Genomic DNA, 11,626 nt, shown 5'->3' with positions numbered 1-11,626 from the left:
CCTTCCAATTTATGCAAGCATTATTTCTTATATTTTATGGTTTCCAAGAGTACAACGGTATCAGTAAGAAAATTAGGTATCAAGTAGATGCGTTTAAGCAATGTGGCTTAGATGTACATACCTGCTACTATGAAGTTTGTGAAAACGGGGAAAGGCAGTGGATGGTTGATAATAATATCTTGGTAAATCTGGGAAAAGGTATTATTGCAAAAATAAAAAAAAGAATATCATTCGCTCCTATCATCCGCTATATCCGAGAAAAACAGATTTCATTAGTATATATCCGTTATTACCATAATGCCAATCCATTCACGATACACCTTGTAAAGGCTATTAAAAAATTAGGAGCCAAAGTTGTATTGGAAATACCAACCTATCCTTATGATCAAGAGTTTATTGACCAAAAGTTAAACTTGTGTATAGACAAGATATTCCGTCATGACTTATGTAAACAATTAAATGCCATAGTGACCTTTTCCAATGATACCGTGATTTTCGGACAGCGTACCATCCGCATTTCCAATGGGATTGATTTCAGCTCCATCCCCTTACGTCAGCAGATACATACAATGGAGAATGAGCTACATTTAATAGGCGTTGCCGAAATCCACTTTTGGCATGGCTTCGACCGTATAATAAACGGATTAAAAGAGTATTATACACAAAATCCTACTTATAAAGTATATTTTCACATTGTAGGCAATCTTTCAGGTGAGAGAGAACGACAAGAAATAGAAATGCCAATTCACACATACGGGCTATCTCCCTACGTGATTCTTCATGGTGCAAAACATGGAAAAGAATTAGATGTACTTTTTGAAAAAGCTGATTTTGCAGTCGGTAGTCTGGCCCGTCACCGCAGTGGTATACAAAATATTAAGACATTGAAAAACCGGGAATATGCAGCACGAGGTTTCGGATTCATTTATTCAGAAACAGACGATGATTTTGAAAAAATGCCTTATATACTGAAAGCACCAGCCGATGAAACTCCAATCGAAATTTCAAAGGTAATAGCATTTTGCAAAAAGCAAACGACTCCTCCACAAGAAATCAGAGATTCGATTCGAAATCTCTCATGGAAGGAACAAATGAAAAAAGTGTATGATAGCATATAAGTTCATTCCTAAAAACAGGACTAATCATGGCAAATATTAAACAGCAGATGCTCTCTGGAGTATTCTATACGGCAATAGCTAAATATTCAGGCTTGGTCATATCATTGGTTGTAATGGCTATCCTGGCACGCCTATTGTGTCCCGACGATTTTGGTACTGTTGCTATTGCTACTGTCTTTATCAACTTCTTCAGTATCTTCACCAATATAGGAATTTCTTCCGCTATTGTTCAAAATAAGGAATTGACATCGTTAGACATAAACAGAATCTATATGTTTACAGTATGGATAGGAATCATACTGAGCGCATTATTCTTTTCATCGACAGGCTTTATCGCCAACTACTATCAAGATAACCGTCTTCTTCCTATCTGTCAGCTTCTATCGGTGAATTTGTTCTTTGCATCAGCCGGAACCGTACCTAATACTTTATTTTTCAAAGATAAAGACTTCAAGTTTATCGCATGGCGGACTTTTATTATTCAAATATTAGTAGGTGCTCTTGCTATTGTAGCTGCTTTAATGGGAGCCGGGCTCTATACACTACTTATCCAACCCATTTTGTCTAGTGCATTGATTTATTTCATTTCCCTAAGAAAATATCCCCAAAAACTCCTATGGACATGGGGCATAGACAGTCTCAAAAAAATATGGGCATATTCCATGTATCAATTTCTCTTTAGCGTAATGAGTTACTTCATTCGTAATTTAGACAAGATGCTGATTGGAAAATACATAGGTATGGCACCACTTGGCTATTATGAAAAATCCTATCGTCTGATGTCCCTGCCCATACAAAATATTACCTATGTCATCACTCCTGTATTACACCCTATTCTAAGTGATTACCAAAAAGAAGAAAAAAGACTGGCTACTATTAACGAACGAATGGTGCGACTTCTGGCTTTTATCGGTTTCCCCTTAGGCATCCTCCTCTTCTTCTGTGGACGCGAACTGATGCTGTTCGTATTCGGTCCCCAATGGGAACCTTCCATACCTACTTTTCAAATACTTTCACTGAGCGTTGGACTGCAAATTGTAATGTCATCGTCCGGTTCATTCTTCCAAAGCAGTAACGATACACGCGGACTTTTCATCTGCGGCATCTTTACAGCCTTTGTCACCTGCACCGGATTCCTAATATGTATTCTATTTTTCCGTACTTTGGAAGCTTTTGCCTATAGCATGTTGATATCTTACATATTGAGTTTCATACAGTGCTATTGGCAACTCTATCATTATCAGTTCCATCGCAGTATATTACATTTGTACAGCCAACTCATCTCCCCCTTATTTATTACACTGTTCATAGGAGGGCTACTGTATATCATCTCCTTCTATTCGATCAATTGGAATATATTAATAAGTTTTTGCATAAAAAGCTTTCTGACATTACTCTTATGGGGAAGTTATATACAATGGCGTAAAGAATATGACATCATAAATAAAGTCAAAAAGTGTTTTCGCAAACGTTAATCACCTCTTACTTTTTTCTAATCGATGCCTTACTTTCATTGCCAGTCGTATCCATATCGATTTTAACTGATAACGAAGCGGAGTTCGGTTAGGTAAAGGAATCCAGGAATTCGGACATAAATCGGATGTATCATAATGAGAATAGTGCGGTCCGAACCACGGGCTCGGATAAAACACTTTTTTATCTGGATTCATATTCAACCAAGCTCCCCACCAGCTAAAAGAACTGTTGCTAATTATATTATTTGCAGCCAAACTTTGCAAATAGAAATCCTCCAACATAGAATTCCCTTTATCTGCAAACACATAATTCTGTCCTTTGAAGTGCTTCTTGCACCATTTCAAATCATCACTGATTATTACAAAAAGTGAATTTTCTCCAATTTGTTCAATAGCTTTCCTAAAATAGGCCAATGAACAGATACTAAAACGATGAGGTAACTTGAGATAATCTCCCCGACGTACATGAATGCAAGTAAAAGATCGCTTCAAAACATCTCTATACTTTTGCTTCAAATTATTTCCTATTTCTTCAGGCATAGCATACAATTGTCGCAACAAATCTGTATCAACATATTTATAAGACTGAAAATATCCGTCAATCAACAAATCTTTGCCTTTATAAGGAATTGGCTTGTATGGGAAATCACGCCAACTATATAAAGGAATATTAACTGGCGCCTCACGCACAAATTCTATTTCACGAAAAATATTCTCTTTAAAAGAAGAAACATACTTCCACATTGATTCATCACTGATAGTAGTTATTGCCTCTGTATCAGGAGCCACTACTACCTTAAAATCCGTACCATACCTCTTTGCAAGGGAAGCACCAACAGCTATTTGAAACAAATAGTTACCAAAACGACCACTTAATCGAATATAAATCATAATTCAAAAAAACTATTCACTAATAAAATAAAGATTGATTGTTATCTTTCAGGTAAAGATAAGACTTTTAGAGCAGAATGACGACCGGAATACAAGATATTTATCCGGTGAAATAGAAAAAAATCTAATTAGATTTATTACATTTGTCCGGCATCAAAACCATATAATGATGAATAATTGTTCTGATATCAACCCGTCTATCAAGGTTTCTGTTATTATACCTGTTTATAATACAGCCACCTATTTACATAGTGCTTTAGACAGTATCTGCAACCAGACGCTGAAAGATTTGGAAATAATCCTCATCAATGATGGTTCCACAGACAATAGTCAATATATTATTGAAAAATATGCCAGAAAAGATAATAGAATAAAATATCTTATCCAACCCAACCAGAGACAAGGGGTAGCGCGCAACAATGGTTTACAACTGGCTACCGGTCAATATATCTATTTCATGGATAGTGATGATATTCTGGATATAGATGCCCTAAGACAATGTTACGAAATGTGCGAAAGAAAAGAACTTGACTTTGTTACTTTCGACGCAAAAACCATACATGAGACTTCCACTTCATCAGGAACTTTCAATTATTGCAGGAAAGGAAAAATAGATGAACAAAAAATTTGGGATGGAATAGAACTAATGCACTATGAATTAGAATATGAGATATTCTACGTTGTTCCCTGGCTATGCTTTACGAAGCATTCTTTCCTCAAGCAATATTTCGGAGGATTCCCTTCCGGAATAATTCATGAAGATACTATTTTTGTGGTACAAATCATGCTGAATGCTCATCGAGTCGGCTACATACCGCAACCATTTTTTAAACGCAGAGTACGAAATAGTTCGACTATGGCGGCAAGTTTTAGTATGCACAATATCGAGGGATATACTTTAGTTTGTACACAAATACGTAGTTGGACGCAGCAACATGTTGAATGGAGTGCTATTATTGACTTGTATTTAAGAAAGACATTAAATTCAGTCATTTGGTTGGGTCATAAAATGAAAACACTTGAGAAAATAGAAACTTACTGTCGCTTCCAACGTTTACATCTATCCCAATACGTCAAGTTAAAAAATTGGCTTGTTTTCTGGCTTAAAAACTAAAACTCATGAAAAAGAGACTAACACTTCTTTGGAGAAAACTTAACTCGTTAGAGTTCGGGAAAGATGTAGTATTGGTACCCTACTATTTAGGACAGGCCTTGGGCTATCAAACAGAAATCTGTTGTGGCTACTCCGAGAAGGTAGCCGAGCTCATCCCTACTCTATCAAAGAAAGGACTGACATTTACCAAGAAGCCATTAGGACATAATCCATACCTAAGAATCCCTATTTACATAAAATACTTGTTTCAGAATGCTTCACACATTGATTTATTGATGTGTTTTCATTGGAAACTGGAAACATTAATCAATATTCTACTCTATAAACTATTAAACAAACATGGACAAGTTTACGTTAAACTGGATACAAGTTCCGGTCAGGAATGGGATTTGACAAGACATACTTTTTTAGGAAAAACTTTACGAAAGATATTGTACACAAATTGCCTAAAAAACGTAGATGTATTGTCATGTGAGACCTCCCAAGCTTATAATTTCCTATGTAACAATAGCGTATTCAGTAAACCAATGAGGCAAAAACTAGTCCTGATGCCTAATGCTTTTGATGAAGAAGAATTTGCCACATCCGGGATTTCAGAGCGGGAATTTCAACAAAAAGAAAATTTGATAATTACTGTAGGGCGTTTGGGTAGTCATCAAAAGAACACCGAAATGATTCTGGATGCATTGGAATGCATAGAACTGAAGGCATGGAAATTTATTTTAATAGGTCCTATAGAAGAAAAATTTCATCAAGCCATAGAACATTTCTACCAAAAACATCCCGAAAAGAAGGAACAAATCATCTTTATAGGAAAAGTAAACAGCAAAAAAGATTTATGGGAATGGTACAATCGGGCTAAAGTTTTTGTATGCACTTCACGCTGGGAGAGCTACGGAATTGTCCTGAATGAAGCCAAACGTTTCAAGAACTACATTATCAGCACAAATGTAGGAGGTGCAGCTGATTTAATCGAACAAGAAAAATATGGTTCCTTCATAAAACAAGAAGATAGTACAGATTTGAATCGCCTTCTTTCTCTAATTGTAAATGGTGCTATCAATATAGATATATATCAGGATTATGATGTAAAACAGTTATCCTATCAAAGAGAAATCAATGTATTACTAAAATATCTTCAATAAGTAAAAACAACTACATTTCATCGTCCTCCCGTCGACCATTTTAAGAAACCGGGCGCACATTTTCGTAAACACCAAAAGACGAAATAAGCAACAGCAACATCAATTGCTACTGCTGCAAAATATATAGCTATCGCCTGAAATTCACTGGTGTGATCTATCCAGCGAAGAGTAAACTTACGAACAAAACGAATCATAGGATCGTGAATGATGTAAAGAAAAAAACTGCCAGAAGTCAGAAATACAATATCATGTATTTTCTTTTTCTCTATCAGTACTGTTACTAAAGCAATAATAAAAAATACTCCTACAAAAATCAGTGTACGATGCACATAAAAACCAGTGGTAGTTCCACTCAATAAAAAGTCTGCCAGCAATAATAATGGGGTGAGAATAAAAAGAAATGGCGCTATCTTTCGCACCTCTTCTGTTATACTTTTGCCATATATACTAAAACAAGCACCTATGAAGAAAAAAAGAAGACCACTCTCCCAATTCGGAACTTCCCATTTTACGAACCATATTAATCCAAAACAGAATATAGCTACAAATTTGGCATAACGCGCCAAAAGATATATGATAGGCGCACATATAACGAGAAGAAGGAGGTCACGGACAAACCACATCTGAGTAAGAATAGGATTTCCCCCTTTATGTGACCAAAAAGCAAACAGGAAATCATGTAAATCAAAATCATGTACTAACTTTCCACCCTCATTAAACAAAGTTTGTATAGTCGGAATGGATTCAGCCACATAATAAGCGGCAATAATAAAAGCATTCCAAAATATATATGGTACGAATAATGAGTAAAAACGTTTCTGCATTTTACTCTTATAACACATCCACGTCTGCTGATATTTGCCAAAGAAAAGATAGCCTGATATTAGAAAAAACACGGGTACTCCCATCTCACCAATTTGCAATGAGAAAAAACGTGCAACCCCTCTATACACAGGAAGGTCTTTCCAATAATCATATATTTGCACCGATGTATAAGCGTGAAAAAACACGATAAAGATACTCATCACAAACCGGGTGATGTTAAGTGCTTCAGACTCCTGCTTATTTATTATCATTTTTTTATCTAAATCAATAAATATTCTTCATGCAAAGATATACCATTATTGAAAAGATAAAAAATAAAGAGAGAAAAAATCACTTCTTTATCAAATTCGACTCTTCATCCTTATACTCCTTAGCTGTTGTAAACACATGCTTTATCTTCGTAAATGCTTGCAACACCCGCTTCCAAAAGCTTCTTGACAAGGAGCCCCCACCTACTGTCCCATATCCTGTTACAGCACGCACTTTAGAATTTCTAAGAAAAGCAAGACGCCCATATTCACGAAGGCCGAATGCCAAAGCTCCATCTTCACCGCGGATGATATGAGTGCGAATACCAACCTTTCTAGCCTCTTCTGTCCGATAAGCAAATACCAAACCGCGTACGCTAAGTTCCGGACGCTTGAAAGACAGCAACCACAAATAGCAATCACGAGAAAGTGTATATAGGTAAAGTCCGATACGCGAATGCTGCTTATCAGGATAATAGCCCCATGTTGCACTAACCCCCATCACATCAGGGTTCTTCTCCATAACCTCAATCATGGCGTCTACATAAGTGGGAGGATAAAGTGTATCTGCATCAATATTTATATGATACTTTCCACGCGCATTCATCAGCCCGCAAAGGCGGGCATGGCCGCAACTATGATGCAACTCTGTATAAAATGGTAAGCCAACAGCACTGTAAATGTCGGCAGTGCGGTCCTGGGAATCATTATTTACCCCGATGATTTCAATGGGATAACGGGTTTTCATCTCACTCAACGCCCACAAACAAGCCAGCAAATGCTTCTCTTCATTATATGCAATAATGGAAACTGTAACCAAAGGCGTAGTGCTTTGAAGCTGTTTCAAATTGGAACATACTTCCGAAATGATTCCGGCAAAAGCCACCTCATCGAAACTTTTCTCATAAACCTGCAAATAGCGACTGTACCAACTCATAATCAAATTATATTAATTATCTCTATCCTGCATAGGATGAGAAAGTAATGACTCAAACAATTCAATCCACTGTGCGCCAACAACATCCATCTTATATTCGGCAGCTTTCCGCCGTGCTTCCTGCCCCATCCCACGGCGTAATTCTTCATCTTCAATCAAATGTTTGATGCCATCGGCAAGCCCTGCAACATTCCCTTCAGGGATCAAAAGCCCATCTTTCCCATCAGCAATAATATCACGCGGTCCACAATGGCAAGTAAAAGCTACGACCGGAAGCCCACAGGACATCGCTTCTACAATGACCAATCCGAAACCCTCGAAACGCGAACTCAACACAGACAAAGAACTTTCACAAAACTTGGAAACGACGTCTGAAACAGAATGTTCAAGGAAACAACAATTCGTCAATCTCAGTTCCTCTACTTGCTGCTGCAACTGGTCACGCAGGTGTCCATCACCATAAATTTTCAAAATCCAGTCAGGATGTTTCTCTGCCACTATACGCCAAGCATCTATTAAACGGTCAAAGCCTTTTTGCGCAACATAGCGTCCCACAGCAATGACTTGCTTATGAGTACAATCAGAAACGATATCAGGAAAAAAGGATACAGGATTAGGAATAACGCAGACATTCTGCAATTCGGGCCAGAAAGCAGCATCTTCGTGCGTCAGGACTACAAACTTCGACAACTGACGTAACTCACGTATTAATGATCTCATCCAGTGACGTTCAATATAGGTATTAAGCCAGGAAGGTAACCAGGAAATATTAAAGTTACGATAATGGATACGGTCAAAATGAATTTCTCCCATCTTCACACTACCATCGGTCATTTGGTTAATAACATTTATATCACGTCGCAACAGTGACACCGTAATATCAGGTTTCACTGCACAAAGGCATTCGTTCAGTTTTGTTTTCAGTATGCGCATACGTTTCTGATAAAGCCATACCCGACGAGGAAACGCGTAACGATAAGGTTCTTCAAAATCGATATTCAGTTGATGTAACTCAATGGAAGGAGCCAGAGGAAAATAAGGAGGTTTGTCCCCTCCATCTGTCAGAATGATATGAATCTCATATCCGTGTTGAACCAAATAATTGACTTTCAACGTAAGAACACGCTCCATACCACTGGGATAATAAAGGGCGGGAATGCAATAAGCTATCCTAGTTTTCTTCATATAACGGACCTCTTGTTTGTTGCTTTTACAAAGAAACCATTTTTTTTGCATATATATCTATTTGTGAGAGAAAAAATCAAGAGAGAAAATGTATATTTGTAGACATAAGATAAAAAAGAAGGATAAAAGGGCCATGAATACACTTGTCTCCATCATCACCGTCAATTACAACGGTCTTGCCGATACCTGCGAAATGATAGATTCATTCCGCAAATATGAAACCTATCCCTATGAAATCATAGTGGCAGATAATGGTTCGCGCACTCCCGAAGGTGAAGAAATCAAAAAGCGATATCCGGAAATAAAGGTTATACAAAATACCAACACCGGATTTGCCGGAGGCAACAACGCAGGCCTGAAAGTAGCCCAAGGAGAATACCTCTTCTTTCTCAATAACGACACACTGATACAGAAGCCAATGCTGGAAGCACTGGTGAGGCGACTTGAAACCGATAAGATGAACGGTGGTGTCTCCCCCATGCTGAAATACAGCTATGCACCCGATACGTTGCAATATGCAGGTTTCACCCCCTTCAGTCCCATCACATTGCGAAACGCCTCCATCGGATTCAATGAAAAAGACCAGCCCCAATACCGGATGGCCCGCGAAACAGCTTCACTACATGGCGCCGCTATGATGGTACCCCGTCATGTGCTGCAGCAAATAGGCCCCATGACGGAAGTCTACTTCCTGTTTTACGAAGAATTCGACTGGTCGGCCCGCATGCACCGCGCCGGATACAAACTGTGGTATGAGCCGGCCGCCGTAGTCTACCACAAAGAAAGTATGACAGCTCGGAAAGGGACCCCACTAAGAGAGTTTTACTTATCGCGCGCTCGTATCCTCTATGCACGCCGAAATATATCGGGAGGAAAGAAAATCCTGTCATGCCTCTATCTCTCCCTCATCGCCGCTCCCAAGAAAGCTGTGATGTATCTGCTTCATGGTAAATGCCGGTTAACAATATCTGTTCTCCACGGTACACTCCAAGGACTTATCACTTCAAAATTGTAGTCTACTAAAAAAACATCTGAAAGTCAAGATATTCTAACCGGCAAACACCATCTTTGCGCCTTTTTATATTATTTTATCATGAACAAAAATGTACTTTAACTCTCTGCATAGAAGGCGGAGAAGAACTTCGCTTTGAATGCGAAGCAAAACACAAGAAGAATCCGTTACTGGACCAGTTGGAAATTATCTCAGAAGTTATTCCTTATCTGTTGGCAGATAAAGACAAGAAGCATCTCTCTGACAGTGAGAAACGAATGTTAGGACACGTTCGCAGAAGTACAAGAGAAATTGGCGGACACCAAACGAGTAAGAAACAGTAAAGTTGTGTAACACAGAAACTTATGTCTCACAACTATATAAATCTACCAGCAAAAAGGGCTCCTCCATTTATTTTTTTTTGAAAAAACACGCAAAAACACCTTTGTAGGGATTACGTTCCATAATGAAATAAAAAGAGCCCCAACAGCTACATTGTAGGTATTTAGTACTTCATTAACCCTACATTTGTACGTTTTTATACATCAATAATAATATGTAATTTCGCACCATATTTAAGAACGATACAACTGCCGAACAGCTTTCCCCCCACACTATGAAGCCCTTCTATCCTTCCTGAATAAAAACTAAAAATTAACCAACTCATTAAACATGAAAAAATTTGCATGGTTTAAACACCCCAATGACCTGTCGAACGACAAAAGGTTATCCGCACTCATTGACCATGAAGGAGGAAGAGGATACGGAACGTATTTGTACATCATCGAAACCCTTCACATCCAACCGGACGGAAAACTCTCTTTCCAGCAACTGAATACCATGAATAGAAAAGGATTCGGAAAAGCGTACATGAGGAAAATCATCCAAAATTACAAGCTCTTCATCATAAAAGGAGAAGAGTTCGAGTCAACCATCAGCTATAACTCACCTGCAAAAGACAGTATGGAAACTGCACCGAATCTGCCGGACAACTCACAAGAAACTGATGAAGAACTACCAGAGAACAAGGAAACTCTTGATAAAAACAAAGAGATGGAAAATGATGATAACTCACAGAATTCCAACAACAAAGAAGGAAAACCCGGCTTCACGCGCGTAAGAGGAGATAAGAGTAGAGAAGAGCAGAGAAGAGAAGATGAGAATAGAAACAACGACTTCGTCGTTGAAAAGAACGGCGACGACGACGGAGAATTACAAGCTGCGCAAAATGCCATGCCGCCTTTCCGTCCCTGGCGGGAACTGATAGACAGCCTTGCACAAGACAGCGAATGGAAGGACAGAGTCTGCATGACAAGCGGCTTCAGTTCCCTGTTGAGCAGACGATTCAAAGAGGCACTGGAAATATTCAAGGACCATGTGCTGCTTCACGGAAAGGAGAAAAGCATAGACAGTCCGGAGGAAGCCCGCAATTATTTCAACAACTATACCAAAGAGCAACGCACCTCGCAAGCCCTGCATGCAGCATTGCTTGCCCTCGATGTCGGGCAGCCGTCCGCTACCCCACCCGACCCCCACCGCTACGAGCAGCTCGTCAACGGCCGGCGCACCTATCTGGGCTGCCCCATCCCCGATGATGCCCCACCCCGACCGGACGCGACCGCTTTCTGGAACGAGGCAACGCATTCGTGGAGCTCACAAAACACCGCACCCAAGCCCCAAAAACGCCACACCTGAGC

At 39.0% G+C, this 11,626-nt stretch carries 11 protein-coding genes; 7 read left to right on the top strand and 4 right to left on the bottom strand.

Annotated elements, in window-relative coordinates; translation table 11 throughout:
- Positions 1 to 11 precede the first annotated feature (11 nt).
- Together BACINT_RS08730 and BACINT_RS08725 are read left to right on the top strand one after the other, a co-directional pair.
- Entirely contained in the window at positions 12 to 1,118 is a 1,107-nt protein-coding gene (locus BACINT_RS08730; RefSeq protein WP_007662311.1) for a glycosyltransferase family protein, read from the top strand.
- A gap of 26 nt (positions 1,119 to 1,144) precedes the next feature.
- The gene (locus BACINT_RS08725; RefSeq protein WP_007662310.1) at positions 1,145 to 2,593 is read left to right on the top strand and encodes a lipopolysaccharide biosynthesis protein; all 1,449 of its coding nucleotides are present in this window, start codon (positions 1,145 to 1,147) and stop codon (positions 2,591 to 2,593) included.
- On the opposite strand, the gene BACINT_RS08720 is transcribed toward BACINT_RS08725, so the two are convergent.
- Positions 2,594 to 3,484 carry an alpha-1,2-fucosyltransferase gene (locus BACINT_RS08720; protein ID WP_007662309.1) on the bottom strand — a complete coding sequence of 297 codons (891 nt, stop codon included), beginning with the start codon at positions 3,482 to 3,484 and terminating at the stop codon, positions 2,594 to 2,596.
- Positions 3,485 to 3,650: 166 nt separating this feature from the next.
- Between BACINT_RS08720 and BACINT_RS08715 the strand changes: the two genes are divergently transcribed.
- Positions 3,651 to 4,598 (top strand): glycosyltransferase, encoded by a 948-nt coding sequence (locus BACINT_RS08715; RefSeq protein WP_044154964.1) that lies wholly within the window; start codon positions 3,651 to 3,653, stop codon positions 4,596 to 4,598.
- 548 nt (positions 4,599 to 5,146) lie between these two features.
- Complete coding sequence (locus BACINT_RS24530) at positions 5,147 to 5,743, top strand: glycosyltransferase family 4 protein (protein WP_232288755.1); 597 nt, start codon at positions 5,147 to 5,149, stop codon at positions 5,741 to 5,743.
- 17 nt (positions 5,744 to 5,760) lie between these two features.
- On the opposite strand, the gene BACINT_RS08705 is transcribed toward BACINT_RS24530, so the two are convergent.
- The 3 genes from BACINT_RS08705 to BACINT_RS08695 form a co-directional block, all read right to left on the bottom strand.
- On the bottom strand, positions 5,761 to 6,819 hold the full coding sequence (locus BACINT_RS08705) for an acyltransferase family protein (RefSeq protein WP_007662306.1): 1,059 nt from the start codon (positions 6,817 to 6,819) through the stop codon (positions 5,761 to 5,763).
- Positions 6,820 to 6,898: 79 nt separating this feature from the next.
- The gene (locus BACINT_RS08700) at positions 6,899 to 7,753 is read right to left on the bottom strand and encodes a glycosyltransferase family 2 protein (protein WP_007662305.1); all 855 of its coding nucleotides are present in this window, start codon (positions 7,751 to 7,753) and stop codon (positions 6,899 to 6,901) included.
- A 12-nt stretch (positions 7,754 to 7,765) separates the two neighbouring features.
- The gene (locus BACINT_RS08695) at positions 7,766 to 8,938 is read right to left on the bottom strand and encodes a glycosyltransferase family 4 protein (RefSeq protein ID WP_021966952.1); all 1,173 of its coding nucleotides are present in this window, start codon (positions 8,936 to 8,938) and stop codon (positions 7,766 to 7,768) included.
- A gap of 133 nt (positions 8,939 to 9,071) precedes the next feature.
- Between BACINT_RS08695 and BACINT_RS08690 the strand changes: the two genes are divergently transcribed.
- From BACINT_RS08690 to BACINT_RS08680, 3 genes are all read left to right on the top strand, one after another.
- Positions 9,072 to 9,953, top strand: coding sequence for a glycosyltransferase family 2 protein (locus BACINT_RS08690; protein ID WP_044154962.1), 882 nt, complete (start codon positions 9,072 to 9,074; stop codon positions 9,951 to 9,953).
- A gap of 53 nt (positions 9,954 to 10,006) precedes the next feature.
- Positions 10,007 to 10,273 (top strand): hypothetical protein, encoded by a 267-nt coding sequence (locus tag BACINT_RS08685; protein WP_007662299.1) that lies wholly within the window; start codon positions 10,007 to 10,009, stop codon positions 10,271 to 10,273.
- A 328-nt stretch (positions 10,274 to 10,601) separates the two neighbouring features.
- Entirely contained in the window at positions 10,602 to 11,624 is a 1,023-nt protein-coding gene (locus BACINT_RS08680; RefSeq protein WP_007662298.1) for a DUF7833 domain-containing protein, read from the top strand.
- Positions 11,625 to 11,626 lie beyond the last annotated feature (2 nt).

It is taken from the genome of Bacteroides intestinalis DSM 17393, assembly GCF_000172175.1.
In the GTDB taxonomy this organism is placed as follows: Bacteria; Bacteroidota; Bacteroidia; order Bacteroidales; family Bacteroidaceae; genus Bacteroides; species Bacteroides intestinalis.
Note: the sequence above shows the minus strand (reverse complement) of the source record. Positions and strands in the feature narration are given on the sequence as shown.

What these genes read in the sequence shown, in the direction of transcription:
- BACINT_RS08730 (WP_007662311.1), top strand. Translation starts at nt 12, where the DNA reads ATGCAAGCATTATTTCTTATATTTTATGGTTTCCAAGAGTACAACGGT.
- BACINT_RS08725 (WP_007662310.1), top strand. Translation starts at nt 1,145, where the DNA reads ATGGCAAATATTAAACAGCAGATGCTCTCTGGAGTATTCTATACGGCA.
- BACINT_RS08720 (WP_007662309.1), bottom strand. Translation starts at nt 3,484, where the DNA reads ATGATTTATATTCGATTAAGTGGTCGTTTTGGTAACTATTTGTTTCAA.
- BACINT_RS08715 (WP_044154964.1), top strand. Translation starts at nt 3,651, where the DNA reads ATGATGAATAATTGTTCTGATATCAACCCGTCTATCAAGGTTTCTGTT.
- BACINT_RS24530 (WP_232288755.1), top strand. Translation starts at nt 5,147, where the DNA reads ATGCCTAATGCTTTTGATGAAGAAGAATTTGCCACATCCGGGATTTCA.
- BACINT_RS08705 (WP_007662306.1), bottom strand. Translation starts at nt 6,819, where the DNA reads ATGATAATAAATAAGCAGGAGTCTGAAGCACTTAACATCACCCGGTTT.
- BACINT_RS08700 (WP_007662305.1), bottom strand. Translation starts at nt 7,753, where the DNA reads ATGAGTTGGTACAGTCGCTATTTGCAGGTTTATGAGAAAAGTTTCGAT.
- BACINT_RS08695 (WP_021966952.1), bottom strand. Translation starts at nt 8,938, where the DNA reads ATGAAGAAAACTAGGATAGCTTATTGCATTCCCGCCCTTTATTATCCC.
- BACINT_RS08690 (WP_044154962.1), top strand. Translation starts at nt 9,072, where the DNA reads ATGAATACACTTGTCTCCATCATCACCGTCAATTACAACGGTCTTGCC.
- BACINT_RS08680 (WP_007662298.1), top strand. Translation starts at nt 10,602, where the DNA reads ATGAAAAAATTTGCATGGTTTAAACACCCCAATGACCTGTCGAACGAC.